This is a genomic window from Phyllobacterium sp. A18/5-2 (assembly GCF_025452215.1).
In the GTDB taxonomy this organism is placed as follows: domain Bacteria; phylum Pseudomonadota; class Alphaproteobacteria; order Rhizobiales; family Rhizobiaceae; genus Phyllobacterium; species Phyllobacterium sophorae.
This window is the reverse complement of sequence record NZ_CP104967.1, coordinates 1,205,823-1,221,341: the sequence shown is the minus strand read 5'-3', so window position 1 is coordinate 1,221,341 and position 15,519 is coordinate 1,205,823. Positions and strand designations below refer to the sequence as shown.

The window sequence follows — 15,519 nt, the reverse complement described above, 5'->3', positions numbered from 1 at the left end:
ACGGTTTTTATCAGTGAGGAGGTTACTTTGCGATTGATTGATACACTTGTAACGCCCGAAGCCCCGGAATGGGCAGCCATTTGATTCATAGGCGAAGGTGGGAATCCATTTGGATAACGCTTACTGAGTTTAGCATGGACAGTCTTATCACCAAGGCCAAAGCAATAATGATCCAGGTCGCTACAATCTCTCACTGCGATCAGTCCGAATCTGATGCACCGAGCAACGCCAATATGGACCAAACGCGAGAACGTGGCTTGCATCCATGAGATACACTTTCTCGGCCGTGGGCGGCCCACCGAGGATCGAGCAGTGGACAAAGAGACGCTGGACGACCAATTTCGGGAAGGCATGGAAGGTCGCTTGCGTCGCAGCGATCCGGTTTCGTGGTGAGCATTGCAATCGCCGGATAGCCTCGGGCTTTCTCGACGAAGTGCCTCCGATGCCGATATTTCGCTTTGTATTTCATGAAGATGTTGTTCTTGAAGACGCGGAAGGATTTGAACTTGCAGATTATAAGCGCGCCTTGCAGAAGCGAAGCAAACAGCCAAGAAAACTCTTGTCGACCAAATTCTTGCTCGACCCAACCACGCGGGTCGTTCGCGTATATATGCGCCGAGCTGATCGGAACCATATTTTTTGCCGATCTTTTGAAAGCAGATCCCACGGCTTCAGCGATTGAATGAAGCCTCTTTCGCTTTTTGCTGCGTCGATCAACGCCCAAGAAATCGCGGGGCCGGCATGTGTACTCACCTATGCCTGCAAGATGTGTACGATAGCGCACCAAGGCCCGGTTATGGGGAACACTTCTCTTCTGACGATGTTGAGTCGGTGCTGGATATTCATTCAGTGAAACATTGGAGGAAACACGTGCCAAATAATCAAGGCAATAAATCAAGCAGCAGCAAGGGCGGCTCGAAAAGCTCGGATGACAAGCAATCCAAAAGCGGTTCAGGGTCCGACAAGCAGTCCAAAGGCGGCGAGAACAACAAGAGCCGCTAACGCCACTTTATGCGTAAAACGGTGGCCCCAAGGCGGGCCACCGAACGTTCCAGATATCCAGATCAATGATAATCGCCTGACGAGCTTCTTGGCAACCAAGTTGCCGAACGCACTCTTGTGAGCCCATGCGACCTAAGGGAGGGTCAACACCTCACCCGCGAACAGTTCGCGGAAATACCGATTTGACAACGCCGGAAGGGGCTCCGGCTGAAATGGTGTTCAGTTCCCGAACATAAGTTCAAATGCATCTCACTTAAAGCTTAAAATTATGTGCGATATAGTACATGTTATCCATACTAAGGAACCTAATTCGTTCCCGGAGGTTCGCTAAGGACAAACCTGCAAATATAGGAGTCCTGATGCACATCCAAGATAAATATACTGTATTTCATCCCGAAAACGCAGAAGTGCTTGGCCCTCTTATATGTTTTTCTCACCTTAGATGGGATTTTGTCTATCAGCGACCCCAGCATCTCATGGAACGTTTTGCCCTCCAGCGACAAGTATTCTTCTTCGAGGAACTGATCGGAACTGATCACTACGCGCCTTACTTGGAATTTCATGCGTTTCAGGGATCAGCGGTCAAATGCGTGCGTCCTCGCGTCCCCCATGCATTCTCGCACAGCGAAACCCGGGATGCGCTGGAGGAACTTGTCGTCCAACTCATTCATTTGAGCGGCGGGCGAAAACCAACCTTCTGGTTTTACACCCCGATGATGTATGAATTCGCAGGTGCAATCGATACCGAACTTGTGGTCTACGACTGCATGGACGAATTGGCGAATTTTCTTGGCGCGCCGGCGCGTTTGCATGAATTGGAAGTGGAGTTAATACGCAGAGCAGATGTCGTATTCACAGGTGGATACAGTTTGTTTGAAGCAAAGCGGCTGCTTCACGACAACATTCATCCCTTTCCATCCGGGGTTGACATCGAACACTTTCGCATCGCCCGCAACCGAACTTCTAGCCCGCTTAATTGTAAGACCATAAACCGTGCGAAGCTGGGTTATTGTGGCGTCATCGACGAGCGCCTGGATCTGGCGTTAGTCGCCGCGACGGCGGCGGCTCGACCACAATGGTCGATTGAGATGATTGGACCTGTCGTAAAGATTTCCCAAAGTGATCTGCCCCGCGCGCCCAATATCCACTACACGGGTAAGGTCCCATATGCGGAGCTTCCGGACTATCTCGCTGCGTGGGACGTGGCAATCATGCCTTTTGCATTGAACGACGCTACGCGCTTCATTAGCCCAACTAAGACCCCTGAGTACCTCGCATCGGGTCGACCCGTTGTATCGACTCCAATCAGGGATGTCGTTCGTCACTATGGTGGTGTTAAAGGGGTGTTTGTCGCTGGCGACACCGAGGAGTTCATCGAGCTTTGTGATGAGGCGCTTTCATTAAACAAGTCGGATGATTCATGGTTGGCTGATGCGGATGAAATCCTTGCGACCTGCACTTGGGATGAAACTTTCAACCAGATGAACGGGCATCTCAATGCCGCAATGGTTCGCAAAACGCAATCTGTTCAGGATGTTTCCCATCCTCCACTGTGGCGGCGCAAGGGTTCCGGCGGGGGATATGACTATCTCATTGTCGGCGCTGGATTTGCCGGCTCAGTGCTGGCGGAGCGCTTGGCCGCAGATGCTGGCAAACGCGTCCTGGTGTGCGATCGTCGTCCTCACGTGGGCGGCAACGCTTACGATTTTTACGATCGCAGCGGTATCCTGGTCCACAAATACGGGCCTCACATCTTTCATACCAACAACGATGCAATTTTTTCCTATCTTTCGAGATTCACTGCCTGGCGGGCCTATGAACATCGCGTCCTTGCCGATGTGGCGGGAACCTTGCTCCCGATCCTGATCAATCGCACTACCCTCAATGGACTTTATGGGCTCGACCTGCGAAATGACGTACAAGCGGCGGACTTTCTCACTAGGTGCGCAGAAAACGTAGAGGCGATCATTTCTTCAAAGGATGTGGTTATCGCCGCTGTTGGTCGTGATCTTTACCATACGTTCTTTGAGGGATACACGCGCAAGCAATGGGGACTCGACCCCTCCGAGCTCGATAAGTCTGTCACTGCGCGCATACCCACTCGCACGAGCACAGACGATCGTTACTTTCAGGACAGTATCCAAGCAATGCCACTTCATGGCTATACTCACATGTTTGAGAATATGCTGGATCACGACAATATCGACATACTGCTGGATGCGGACTTTTCCGAGGTTCGCAAAGAGCATGTGTCGGCTCATACGATCTTTACCGGACCAATCGATGAATATTACCAGCACATTTTTCGGGGCACTTCCCTATCGAAGTCTGCAGTTTAAACATCAAACGTACGATAGGCGGCGGGTCCAGCCCGTGGGTGTGGTAAACTATCCATCAGAACAAATTCCGTATACTCGCATTACCGAGTACAAGCACCTGACCGGACAAGTTCACCCGAAAACCAGCGTGAGCTATGAATTTGCTTGCTCAGAGGGTGACCCATACTATCCGATCCCGCGTCCGGAAAATCAGGCTCTTTTTAAGAGATATGAACAACTTGCCAAAGCAAGTCCCAACGTCACCTTCGTTGGTCGACTAGGCACTTATAAATACTACAATATGGATCAGGTCGTGGGCCAAGCCTTGGCTACCTATCGCCGCTTGAAGACGCTCTCGAGCGGCGAGGGAAGGGTGGTATTCCGATCATGAGAGAGTGTCGCCAACCTGTTCTCCAGATAGTGAGAAGCTGATGATGCTGCCGCGCAGAAGGGATCTTGTCGGTCAAAAACCTGAGCCCCATGCAGTATTGGATGAAATTTCGGCCCCAAACCTGTTCCAGTCCTTCTTTCAAGGCGGGTTTGAATGCTCCACCCATCAATTGGCTTCTGGGCGCCGCCTCGACATAATCGCTTCAACAAAACACGATATTTCCGCAGCAGCCGACTACTCCCAATTGAGCGAACATTCCATATCAACGGTTCGCGATGGAATTCGCTGGCATTTGATCGAAGGTACTGCGGGAATCTACCATTGGGATAGTTTCCTTCCCATGCTGCAAGCTGCCCGCGACACGGGCACTCAGGTAATTTGGGACTTATTGCACTATGGCTGGCCCTGCGGGATCGATATCTGGAAACCGGAATTTGTGGCGCGCTTTGCTTCCTTCGCCGCTGCAGCTGCCGGCATAGTTAAAGAACATAGTGGCAGCATTCCGTTTTACGCTCCAATAAACGAAATTTCGTTCATGGCCTGGGGCGGCGGCCAAGTGGGTTATCTCAATCCCTTCGCCCGCGCGCGGGGTTTTGAATTGAAGGTCCAGCTGGTGCGAGCATCGATTGCAGCTATGCATGCCATACTGGACGTTGATCCCCGAGCCCGTTTTGTCCATTGTGATCCTATTATTAATGTCGTGGCAGATTCTGCTCGACCATGGGAACATGAGGCAGCAGAAGGCCACCGTCGAGCACAGTTCAGAATCCTGGGATATGATTTGTGGCTCATCCTGGCCTCAGCTCGGGGGCCAGCAAAATCTCCTCGATATCATTGGGGTGAATTACTATTCACACAATCAGTGGATTTTGGAAGGCGATAGTCTCGCCGTGGATGACTCTCGGTACAGACCGCTGAGTTCACTGTTATTGGAAACATTCATCCGATACGGAAAGCCGATATTTATCGCCGAAACGGGGATCGAAGATGATGCGCGGCCGGCATGGCTGCGGTATGTCTGCGCGGAAGCCCGCAAAGCTATCTCAATTGGGGTGCCTTTGGAAGGAATCTGCCTCTATCCAATCCTTGAACACCTTGGCTGGGATGATAGTCGCCTGTGTCGGAATGGTCTCTTATCATCGCTTCCCGACGCAGGCCGCCGCGAGGAACATGTGCCCCTCGCGGAAGAATTGAAATTACAAAAGCGTCTGTTCGGTCCATACAAGAGGCATTAAAATTAACACGGGGCCGCTTTCCGCCGGCCATGTGCTATTTCATCTTTACGTTCGCTTCCCGGGCCCATACTCGCAACCTTCCAAGCTCTGCAATAAAGGGGGCGACATCTTTCGCTTCGGTCAGGAGTATCACCCCGTCATCGATGCTATCGGCGATGCCTGCCTTTTCAAATAAAGGCAAAGCCGATGCGGAGTATCCGATAAACTTGCAGTGGGCGAATGCGTCCGCGACAAAGTCGCGGGCCGTCGATTCTTTCAGCAACTCCAGCATTCCGCTATCTGAGGTTAACAACACGACGGCGTCGTAGAGGACAGAGGGGCCGCCATCGATCATCTGGTCGCCTTCGACCATGGTGCCATCTGCCGCTTCTGCACCCCCTACCACCGGGGTGATGATTTCAAACGTGGCTTTTTCTGCCAGCAGGCCTTTTTGCAATGCTTTCAACAGGGTCGCATCAAAACCATCCGTTAGCAAAATTCCCAGTTTTCGACCCTCAAAACGCTCCGGGCCGTTTTTCACAATGCTGAGCGCAGGTGACGGCTCAAGGTCCTGCCGCGTCGGCACAGCAGTCTCCGCCGCAATGGGCATGAATTTCAGACCAAGGCCGCGCGCAACCTTTGCCGCTAGCGTGTCGTCAATGTTGAGAAGATGCGAGACCACTCGTTCGCGGATTATGGGGGTCTTTACTTTGCTGAGTTCGAATGTAAGTGCAGCCGCGATGTGTTTTTGTTCAGGCAGAGTCTGGCTGATATAAAATTGACGCGCCTGGCTAAAGTGATCAGCGAAGGATTTGGCCCGGAGGCGGACCTTCTGTCCAGACTCTGCGTCTGCAAATGACCGAAATCCCCGCTCGGGAGATTCCCGCGGACCTTCTCCCCACGAATTAGGTTGATAATTGACGCGCCCGACAGGATTACGCATCGCCATGTGGCCATCCTGTTGGAAGTGATTAAAGGGGCATTTAGGAGCATTGATTGGAATGTGCGTGAAGTTGGGGCCACCCAGTCGTTTTAACTGTGTGTCGAGGTAGGAGAAATTTCGCCCCTGCAACAATGGGTCGTTGGAGAAATCGATGCCAGGTGGAACATTCTGCGTCATGAACGCCACTTGTTCAGTCTCTGCAAAGAAGTTATCAGGCATCCGATCTAGCACCAGGCGGCCCACGGGAATGGGGGGCAGGATTTCTTCGGGAATGAGCTTTGTTGCGTCGAGTACGTCAAAGTCGAAATTGTCGGCGAATTCCTGATCGAAAAGCTGGATCTGCAGCTCCCATTCCGGGAATGCACCAGACTTAATAGACTCCCATAGATCGCGGCGGTGGAAATCGGGATCGGATCCATTGATCTTGACAGCTTCGTTCCAGGCAACAGATTGAAGGCCTAGCTTGGGCTTCCAATGGAATTTTACGAAAGTGGACTCATCCTTGGCGTTCACAAAGCGGAACGTGTGAACTCCGAATCCTTCCATGAACCGAAAGGACCGGGGGATAGCCCGATCCGACATGATCCACATGATCATGTGCATGCTTTCGGGTGTGAGACTTATAAAGTCCCAGAAATTATCGTGTGCCGATTGCGCCTGTGGAAAAGCTCGGTCGGGCTCCTGTTTGACCGCATGTATGATGTCGGGAAATTTTATCGCATCTTGGATAAAGAAAACCGGGATATTATTACCGACCAAATCCCAGTTGCCTTCCTGAGTGTAGAGCTTGACGGCAAATCCTCTCACGTCCCGCGCCAGATCGAACGAGCCCTTGTTGCCGGCGACAGTTGAAAACCTGACGAAAGCCGGAGTCTTCTCGCCTGCCCGCTGAAAGAGGTCTGCCCGGGTGTATTCGGCAAGCGATCTCGTAGGTTTCGAAAAAACCATGCGCTCCATAACCGCGAGCATGGACCACCCGTTCAGGAATGCGCTCATGGTCGAAATGAAAGATCTTCTCGCGAAAGTGAAAGTCTTCGAGGAGCGCGGGTCCCCTGGGCCCGATCTTCAGGGAATTGTGATCCTCTGTAACTGGACTACCTTGAGCAGTCGTGAGCACCGGGGTACCATCCTCAGCGATCTGGTGTAATTCTCCGCCCGCGCCACGCTGCAGCGTTTGATCGTGGACGGTGGCGTTGATGGAGCGACTTGATTCGGATGTCTTAGGCATTCTGGTTCCTTGATTTTGATCGTCACGAGATTTCTTGGAAGATTGGTCCGACTTGTCGTGGACGCATTCAGCGCGACGTTTTGAAAGTTTTGGAATTCCCTAATGAGTCTGAAAGCGAACCGAGATCGGCGTCGGTTTTCAGTTCTTCCTGAAGGGTCGCATCGATAAGATCGACCGCTTCCGAATACCCCAAAGCCAGGCCCCACTTTTTGAGCGCGCTGTATCGAGCGATTTCGTAATGCTCGACGGCCTGCGCCCCCGCAATCAGACCAAGATCCAGCGCGGGGCTTTCCCTAAATTTATCGAGGATTTCCTCGCCCTCTTCGATAATGGCATCAACGGCCGGGCAGGTTTTGGCTTTCACCGGCTTGCCCAAAAGTTCGAATATTTGGTTAAGGCGCTCGACGTGGCTCTGCGTTTCCTCATAGTGTTTTTCGAAGGCTTCTTTGAGCTTTGGCGTCTGGGCGCTTGCCGCCATCTTCGGAAGTGCCGTTAGAATTTTGCGTTCTGCGTAATAAACGTCTTTCAAACCATCGGTGAATAACTCGTCTAGGTTCTTGCTTGCCATGGTGGGTTCCTCTCTCACATCGGACTTCGGCCTAACTACGCAGTTCGGTGGTTGTTCCAGTCCTTCGCGGCCCGGTTCCCTTTTTGAGCCGTATAGCGAACGAAAATGCTCTGCGACTGGGTTGGAGCATTAGGAGGAAGGGACGAACGCGAATTATTATTCGGTTGAGGTTGGCGGAGGCGCGGGTGTCGGTTGATGAAGGTCTGATTTAGCCGTGGATCCCTTATCTCGGCTGCACAGGCGAGGAAATCACCGACTGTTCGCTCACTGGACAAGGCGCTTATGAACAAAGCCCAATCCCACCGTTGGCGGCCCGAAGCAGTTCGGCCATCGTTAGGTCAACGCGATTGCTGTGATGGGATCAACTGTTCATCCCTTTTGGGAACGAACCTACAACGGGGTAATTTTGTTCACCCTCGACCAGAGAATACTGGAGTGTTCGATAGCGTACAGTTCGGGCCGACTGAGGAACAGTTACTATTTCGATGCATTGTCATCTCATCAAAGAGGCGATGACATGGTTGCAATCGATCCCATTTATCGAGATTTCAAATTGGAGATCAACTCCAGGGCGGAACTTGTTGCTCTTGTACCGGCGTTAAGGGCATTCGCAAGGTCATTCTATAGAAATCCAGATGAAGCAGACGATCTGGTCCAAGAAACGCTCAAAAAAGCACTTGGATCATTGAACCAATTTACACCGGGGACGAGTATGAAGTCATGGTTGTTCACCATCATGAGAAATACTTTCAATACGGCGATAAAGCGCCGGCTCAGGGAGGTCACAGGCAGTCAACAAGATGTTGCTGAAGTAGGACCTTCAAGGCCTGCATCGCAGGAGTGGACTATCCGGGGTCATGAACTTGAAACTGCTTTGCATCAGCTCGATCCGGATTTCCGGCAAGCTATTATGCTCGTTTGCGTAATGGGTGTTGGTTACGACGAAGCTGCAGAAATCTGTGACTGCCCCATTGGTACCGTCAAGAGCAGATTGAATAGGGCCAAGGCCCACCTTTTGGAAATGTTGGGTGAAAAGTCCCGTGACGGCATGCTAGAAGCTCCCAGCAGTCCCTACCAGTAAATCAACTCGGGGCTGGCATCTGGACGCCACCGCGTAGCCACGCCATGTCCGAAATCCACCACTAGGATGTTCTCTTCAGAGTTTACCGTTGGCTCCACGCTGAGCAACACATTGATGGCTATCGAAATACGCGACGTCGCCGAAACGGCGCATAGGCTTGAGTTCCTGTTGCTATATTCGGTTGATTTAATGCGAGCGGCGATTGCTGGGACCGATCAACCGCAGGGCTAGGCCGAAACTTAACGCGACTGTTCCAATAAGCGCTGTTAAAGGCTTGCGCTGTACAAGGCTGCGCAATTCCTGTTCGAGTATAGATGGGGTTTCCGAAACCAGCGCCTTCGCGCTGCCTGCCAACAATCCGATGGATTCGGTAATTCTATCAATTTCGGCGCGCATGGCGTTCAATTCCTCCGCGACGTCAACTGGCCTATTTGCATCATGGTCTGACTTATCCCTGGCCTCCAAAACCTGATCGACCAAATAGGTGTCGCTACCCGGCTCGGTATCCAGAGATCCAGGGCGATCGAGTGGGATTTTGTCTTTCATTTGATCATTCTCCATTCTTAATGGTAACGGTTCAGGAAAAAGCGCTGTCCACCCCGTTTAGATTAGATGCCGCGGCCCATGGAAACCTCCCGACGGGTGACTAACGTCTGTGTGGAATTCGCACTTTGCGTCTCCGGACCTTAAAGGCCACATCAGACAAATTGGTTCCACTCTTGAGTAAACGAAAGTGATGCGATGCTGAATTCGGTTTTTTTTCATCGTTACGCCCATGCCGTCGCCCGGGATCTCATCGGGATGAGCCTATTGGTTGACGGCGTGGGCGGGCTAATTGTCGAGACTGAAGCCTATGCTCCTGATGATCCCGCCTCACATAGCTTTCGCGGGCCAAGCAATTCGAACCGATCGATGTTTGGACCTACGGGCCATGCGTATGTCTATCGTTCTTATGGCATTCACTGGTGTTTGAATTTTGTATGTCTGCCCGGATCAGCTGTGCTCATCAGAGCGTTGGAGCCTGCCCAGGGTATCGAGACCATGAAGCGCCGGCGATCACGCGACAATATTCCAAACCTATGTTCAGGACCGGGGAAACTCACCCAAGCTCTTGGCATAGATAAGTCACATGACGGCATGTCTCTGCTTGTGCCTCCATTTTCGTTAGAGCCGTCTCATGACATTTTCGACGTCTGCTGCGGACCGCGTGTCGGCATTAGCCGGGCTATCGACAAACCCTGGCGTTTTGGGCTTCTCGGCTCTCCCTTTCTAAGTGCAAAGCTTGGCTTGGCAGCAACGCCTCTTTAGTGAGACTGGGGCCGCTCCGGTCACAACCGAAGAATGCTACGCAACAGGCTGGTGCAAAAACGACCGCTTGGGGAAGAATAATTGTTGGTTAAATTAATCAACAAATTCAAGCTATTGCTATTTATTCTTTAAGCGTTTTAGACGATGGACGTTGGCAATGAAATTCAGGTCTCCCTCTCGCGGTAGTTGCCTGGCGTTATATGAGTTTTCTTAAAATGCCCGGAGCTTTTGGTCTCACTGAAAGTTGAGCAATGCCATTTTCAGCAGGGACTTCACATGACAAATCCGCAAGAAATCTAGGAAAAATTTGGGAATTGCTTAAGTCTGGCATGACAATGATGTTGCGCCTAGTCGGGGTCGAAGAGAGCCACACCCGACCCATGACAGCGCAGCTCGACGGACAACACGGTCCTATTTGGTTCTTCACATCGACCGAAAGCTCTCTTGTCCAAAATCTCGGAGATGGGGCCTGCGCGGTCGCAACTTTTGCATCTAAGGGCCACGATATCAAAACGCGACTACAAGAAGAACGTAGCGGACGTGCCCTTGAACTGATCGAATGTTACAAATATCTGGCAGCTTTACCTGAGTGCTGGCTGCGAGTGTGATGACAAGAGCCCACGGTTGGGCTGCACGGGTCATAGTTGATGTCCGCAGTTGAGCGCGTTGCGAAGTTGCAAGATAGCAGCTCGGTTCGGGCGAGGGGACCTCCGCATGCCGTCATCGAACAGCACGTGGGAATCTATTGCCCGCGACGGTTCACGGGCCGCTGTGCCAGGCCGCCGAGTGGGCAAACGATATGTTCGTGACCTACTCACACCAGTCGGCAGACCTCCGTATGCGGATGCCTCAAATTTCCGTCATGCGTCCGGCACTGAAATTGACTTCGGCAATGAGCGTGGGTCGAACGAACACCAGCCCCTTGCCCTTGATCGGCACAGATGGTTTTTCGACCCGCATCGTATCAAGCTGTCTGCGCAGATCTCGCGCCAGCTTTGCCGAAAAACCTGTGCCCACGTTGCCCACATAGACCAGCTTGTCACCTTTTTTCGCCGCCAACAGCAGGCTGGCGATTGAGCCTTGGACCTTTTGCGATGGCTCATAGCCTATGACCGCGAAGCTCTCGCTGTTGCTGCATTTGATCTTGAGCCAGTCGCCCCGCCGCCCGGAGCGGTAGGGACTGTTGATATCCTTCGCGATGATGCCTTCGAGGCTATGCGCACAGGCGTTGCGCAACAGGGATTCCCCATCGGCTTCGATTGTCTCGGAAAGCCGGATCGCGTCGCCTGGCCTGTCGTTGAGCAGCGTGGTCAGCATATGCCGCCGCGACGACAATTCCAGGCCAGTCAGATTGTGGCCGTCGAAATAAAGAAGATCGAAGGCATAGAAGATTGCCGCTCCGGCAGCCCTGGTTGCCCACCTGCCGCCGAGCGCTTGTTGCAGCAATCCGAAGTTGGGAAGTCCTTTGTCATCAAGGACAACCGCCTCCCATCGAGGATCATGGTTGCGGGGCCGAGAGCCGTGGCGGTTGCGATCGCCGGGAAAAAGGATGTTCAATCATGACCGCCACGCGTGATGATGCGCACGCCAGTGGGCTCCACATGCACGGCAAGACGGTACCCATCCCATTTGACTTCATAGGCCCATTGACCCCCGGTCGGCGGTTTTTTGGCGAGCAGTGCCAGAGCAGGTTCGATACGCTGCGGCATCGGATCGAACGGCAAGCGAGGCTGATCCTTGTCGCGTTTCGCAGCAAGACGGCTCTTGAGCGCCGCATCAGGATCGGACAGGAGACCGATGGTCTGAAGTTTCCGGGTCGAGCGTCTCGCCATTTTCTTATCCAACCAGAACTGGGGGAGCGTAAATCAGCCAATAATTTTAGGAGATACGCCGTCGACTAAGCATGTTCTGCACCAGACAGCGTGTGGCCTGCCGGGCAATTCAGGGTGATGACCACTTTAAGTGAATGACCGGCATCGCGGCTTTGTGTTACATCGGGTCATTGCAAATTCGAGGGTGTCGTAACATGACGATTCACAGAAAGATTGCTGCCGCTTGCGACGAGCTAAGGACCAGTTTTCCTGATTCTCATTTTTTGATCGTAGCCGTTACCAAGGCAGCGTCGGACGGCAGCAATCATTGGAATCTTCACTCTGACCTACCGTCGACTGAAATTCCGGTGTTGGTAAAAACATTGTCAGATCAACTGCAAAAGAATGTAGATGTTGACATGCCGGTCAAAGGATCGGCTTAACGTCCGGCCAGCTCCGCTGAGCAAAGGTGCATCTCGGCGCCTCGTTTCACCGGCCACATTGACAATTGGGCCGGCGCGCTGACTTAGGGCATTAATAGTAAAAAGCGATTTGCTTCCAAAAAGAGACGGTGAGATCACTTCCCACCGCCAATTTACAGCCCTGAAGATCGGAGCCATCCAGGGCCCGCTGACCTGGAAGTCAGCGATATAACAACAAACCGCAAGCTACTGAAAAGTTCCGGGTCTGTCCGCTACCGGACAAAGTTGGCCGCGGCGCCAGGAAGTTTGGCAGTTGAGACACGCCAACTATGTCGAAGCGTTTGAGCTCACTAATGGTCCTGCTCCCTCCTGCGGCGGAACTCTCGATCACTTCTGCCCATAAAACGCCTATTATCCTCGCACATATGAAGCACGTTTCATTTCGTGCTAAAGTTCCTCTAGTCCAATTATTCATCGGTCGCGGGGATATCCAAGCGCAGGATCTCGTCTTTGAGAGTATTGATCAATACGGGGGAAGTTTATCGGCGAACTCGATCCATGGAAGTTTCAACTGCCAATAGGCGTGCGCCGCAGGGGGAAAATGCTCCGGGTGGTCGAAAAACCCCAGCGTGAGGTAGATTTCGCCAGCAATGCCCTCATCCGAATATCCAATCGATGTACCACAGTTGGAACAAAAAGTTCGTGAGACCCCTCGGGTCTTCGAAAACGCTTTAGGCTTGCCACGTTTGAGCTGAAACTGCGACGTCTTATATCCCACCCAAATGGTTAATGGAGATCCGATTGCCCGGCGGCAATCGTCGTCGTGATCGTAGCAAATCCAGAATGGCTCACCTTGGATTTCCGCTGTGATCGCGCCACAAAAACAAGCACAGGTTTCAAGTCTGGTCGTCATCATGTCCCAACGTCTCCGTTACAACCTTGCTTTACTTTGATCCCGGTTCCCAACCAAACACACTCCGACCACCAAATTGGGCCGACCGTTCAAACTCGCTGGTGACAATTTTCTTCAGGTCCGGCCCGGTCACATAGCGTTCGAGCTCCCTCGATTGCTCGTCCAGCTTCCTAATTGCGTGAAGCTCCTCTGCCCGCCCCAATTTTCCCTTCAGTATCGCTGACTTCAGCACTTTAATTGTCTCGTCATATACCTTCAAAGGTACTGGAAAGGGGTGCCGATCTTTGCCGCCGTGGGCAAGGGAAAAGCGTGCCGGATCTGAAAAGCGGCATGGTGCTCCATGAATCACTTCGGCAACCATGGCCAACGCTTTGACCGTGCGTGCGCCAACGCCCGGGACGAGAAGCAAGTCCTCGAAATCTGTGGGGCCTCTCTCGGCAGCGGCCGCAAGATTTCCGTGCAAACGCCGCATGACGATATCGTTTTCCCTCACATCGTGATGAGCTGGCATGATCAGATGTGGCAGCATCGGTTGCGCCAGATCTTTGGCACCCGGCAGTGCGAGAGGATCAGCTTTGAGCGCTGCTACCTCACGCACAATCCGATCCGGACCTAAGGTGCGCAAAACGTCTAGTTGACCCTTGCGCGAAGCAACGGCACGGCGATCGGCAAGATTTACAATCTTCCCGTGCCCTTTTCCCTCAATGGCCGCATGGGGTGAATCAACGAAACTCGTCAGGCCTTCCGACTGCCAGTGATAACGGCGCGCCTGTCGGTCATCGCCGTTCATCCCCTGCTGAACAACGGTCCAATGACCATCGTCCGTGACAATAAAGCCGTGCAGATAGAGGTCAAAACCGTCCTGAACCGCCGCGCTGTCGACCTTTGCCACCAGGCGGCTCACCTTGGCAAGTCCGGCACCGTCAATCCCGACCCGGTTGCCAATCGCAGTGAGTTCGTCGGGAGTCTTGCGCGAATAGGCCCCGCGGCCACCGCACACATGAACGCCGAGTTCGCGCGATAGCGGGGTAAGTCCACGTTTCAGTGCGCCGATCACGCTGGTGGTGATGCCGGAGGAGTGCCAATCCATCCCCATAACAGCGCCGAAGGACTGAAACCAGAACGGATGCGCAAGGCGGCGCAGGAGTTCGTCGCGCCCATAATGATGGACGATTGCCTCGCACATTACTGCGCCGAGCCTCGTCATGCGGTCCCCAAGCCACCTTGGAACCTTGCCGCCGTGCAAGGGAAGGTCAGCGCTTCCGGTTCTTTGTGCCAAAGTCGAACTCCACACCACGTGTCACGGCTTAGATATAAGCTTTCAATGGCCCCGCCGCGAGTTTAAAGACACGCACTACCTGCGGAGGTTTCAGAATCTTGCTCACTAGTCCTGTGAATTTAACGCGATCCCGATGGCAACCGTTTTATGCGGCCAACCCAACACAAACGGCGGACGATTGCACCGGCGTACATGCGGGATGATACTAAGCAAAGGCAGGAGCGTCGATGGCTACATTTTTCCGGCAGCCCGTTCCGCACTTGTCCAATTCATGGCAGGCCATCGCTGCTGGAACCATTGAAGGCTCTTGGGGTTTCATCATCGATCTGCGGGCAAAGACAACCGTGCATAAGAAGAGGTGCAGCATGATCGATGATTTCAAGACGTTTATCGAAAAGCGCAAGGTCGTTGCGCAGGCTTATGTCAACGGAGATGCCGGACCCTTAGCTAAAATTGCCGTCAAGAATTTTGCTGCGACCTTTTTTGGCCCCATGGGCGCCGTCGTCGAGGGCGCACGCGAAGTTTTGGGACGATATGAGCTTGAGGCGCATTCGTTCGATACAGGGAGTGAGAGCGACCTGGAGATTGTCCATATGTGTGCCAACGGCGAAATAGGCTATTGGGCAGGTTTTCAGAACGCCAGGCTGCGGATGAAGGGGCGAGCCGGGACAATCCCGATGCGATTGAGGGTGACCGAAATTTTTCGCAAGGAGGAAGGTGAGTGGCGCTTGATCCACAGACACGCCGATCCGCTTTTCGAAACTAAGAGTCATGGCACCAGCTAAGGTGGACGGGACAGCATCTGTACGATGAAATAAGGGTGCAGGATTTCTTTAAAGTCTCTCTCCATGGGAATACTCAAGGTGGTATACGGTAGCTACCCAATGACCCTATTGCGCGACAGCGCTGAAACGCAAAGTGAACATCAGTTAGCGCAATCAAACCATTGCGACGTTACTTGTGGCCTTTGCTACGGGCTGCGCTTCATTCAGTGGTGGGTCCCACAACGCTCGACCACTAGTATACGGCGTACACGATACG

At 52.9% G+C, this 15,519-nt stretch carries 8 protein-coding genes and 4 pseudogenes; 6 read left to right on the top strand and 6 right to left on the bottom strand.

Translation table 11 applies throughout. The features are described 5' to 3' along the window. Positions 1–1,478: 1,478 nt before the first annotated feature. A pseudogene (glf, locus tag N8E89_RS24590) lies at positions 1,479–3,711 on the top strand (UDP-galactopyranose mutase). Between the two features lie 121 nt (positions 3,712–3,832). Beyond that, a pseudogene (locus tag N8E89_RS24585) lies at positions 3,833–4,946 on the top strand (glycosyl transferase family 1); the annotation flags it as partial. A gap of 34 nt (positions 4,947–4,980) precedes the next feature. Here the strand turns inward: N8E89_RS24585 and N8E89_RS24580 are convergent. Together N8E89_RS24580 and N8E89_RS24575 are read right to left on the bottom strand one after the other, a co-directional pair. Continuing rightward, positions 4,981–7,096 (bottom strand): annotated as a pseudogene (locus N8E89_RS24580) (catalase). Between the two features lie 67 nt (positions 7,097–7,163). Continuing rightward, on the bottom strand, positions 7,164–7,664 hold the full coding sequence (locus tag N8E89_RS24575; protein ID WP_262262432.1) for a YciE/YciF ferroxidase family protein: 501 nt from the start codon (positions 7,662–7,664) through the stop codon (positions 7,164–7,166). A gap of 517 nt (positions 7,665–8,181) precedes the next feature. Between N8E89_RS24575 and N8E89_RS24570 the strand changes: the two genes are divergently transcribed. Beyond that, the gene (locus N8E89_RS24570) at positions 8,182–8,745 is read left to right on the top strand and encodes a sigma-70 family RNA polymerase sigma factor (protein WP_262262431.1); all 564 of its coding nucleotides are present in this window, start codon (positions 8,182–8,184) and stop codon (positions 8,743–8,745) included. Between the two features lie 186 nt (positions 8,746–8,931). Here the strand turns inward: N8E89_RS24570 and N8E89_RS24565 are convergent, their stop codons facing one another. Then, a complete protein-coding gene (locus N8E89_RS24565; protein ID WP_262262430.1) occupies positions 8,932–9,291 on the bottom strand; it encodes a hypothetical protein in 360 nt (119 codons plus the stop codon). A gap of 195 nt (positions 9,292–9,486) precedes the next feature. On the opposite strand from N8E89_RS24565, the gene N8E89_RS24560 reads away from it, so the two are divergent. Continuing rightward, complete coding sequence (locus N8E89_RS24560; RefSeq protein ID WP_262262429.1) at positions 9,487–10,053, top strand: DNA-3-methyladenine glycosylase; 567 nt, start codon at positions 9,487–9,489, stop codon at positions 10,051–10,053. A 251-nt stretch (positions 10,054–10,304) separates the two neighbouring features. Beyond that, entirely contained in the window at positions 10,305–10,661 is a 357-nt protein-coding gene (locus tag N8E89_RS24555; RefSeq protein WP_262262428.1) for a pyridoxamine 5'-phosphate oxidase family protein, read from the top strand. A 183-nt stretch (positions 10,662–10,844) separates the two neighbouring features. On the opposite strand, the pseudogene ligD reads toward N8E89_RS24555, so the two are convergent. From ligD to N8E89_RS24540, 3 genes and pseudogenes are all read right to left on the bottom strand, one after another. Continuing rightward, positions 10,845–11,885 (bottom strand): annotated as a pseudogene (gene ligD, locus N8E89_RS24550) (non-homologous end-joining DNA ligase); the annotation flags it as partial. Positions 11,886–12,809: 924 nt separating this feature from the next. Beyond that, on the bottom strand, positions 12,810–13,202 hold the full coding sequence (locus N8E89_RS24545) for a GFA family protein (RefSeq protein WP_262262427.1): 393 nt from the start codon (positions 13,200–13,202) through the stop codon (positions 12,810–12,812). Positions 13,203–13,230: 28 nt separating this feature from the next. Beyond that, complete coding sequence (locus N8E89_RS24540; protein WP_262262426.1) at positions 13,231–14,478, bottom strand: DUF763 domain-containing protein; 1,248 nt, start codon at positions 14,476–14,478, stop codon at positions 13,231–13,233. Positions 14,479–14,705: 227 nt separating this feature from the next. On the opposite strand from N8E89_RS24540, the gene N8E89_RS24535 reads away from it, so the two are divergent. Then, positions 14,706–15,263, top strand: coding sequence for a YybH family protein (locus N8E89_RS24535; protein ID WP_262262425.1), 558 nt, complete (start codon positions 14,706–14,708; stop codon positions 15,261–15,263). Positions 15,264–15,519 lie beyond the last annotated feature (256 nt).

What these genes read in the sequence shown, in the direction of transcription:
- N8E89_RS24545 (WP_262262427.1), bottom strand. Translation starts at nt 13,202, where the DNA reads ATGATGACGACCAGACTTGAAACCTGTGCTTGTTTTTGTGGCGCGATC.
- N8E89_RS24535 (WP_262262425.1), top strand. Translation starts at nt 14,706, where the DNA reads ATGGCTACATTTTTCCGGCAGCCCGTTCCGCACTTGTCCAATTCATGG.
- N8E89_RS24555 (WP_262262428.1), top strand. Translation starts at nt 10,305, where the DNA reads ATGCCATTTTCAGCAGGGACTTCACATGACAAATCCGCAAGAAATCTA.
- N8E89_RS24575 (WP_262262432.1), bottom strand. Translation starts at nt 7,664, where the DNA reads ATGGCAAGCAAGAACCTAGACGAGTTATTCACCGATGGTTTGAAAGAC.
- N8E89_RS24565 (WP_262262430.1), bottom strand. Translation starts at nt 9,291, where the DNA reads ATGAAAGACAAAATCCCACTCGATCGCCCTGGATCTCTGGATACCGAG.
- N8E89_RS24570 (WP_262262431.1), top strand. Translation starts at nt 8,182, where the DNA reads ATGGTTGCAATCGATCCCATTTATCGAGATTTCAAATTGGAGATCAAC.
- N8E89_RS24560 (WP_262262429.1), top strand. Translation starts at nt 9,487, where the DNA reads ATGCTGAATTCGGTTTTTTTTCATCGTTACGCCCATGCCGTCGCCCGG.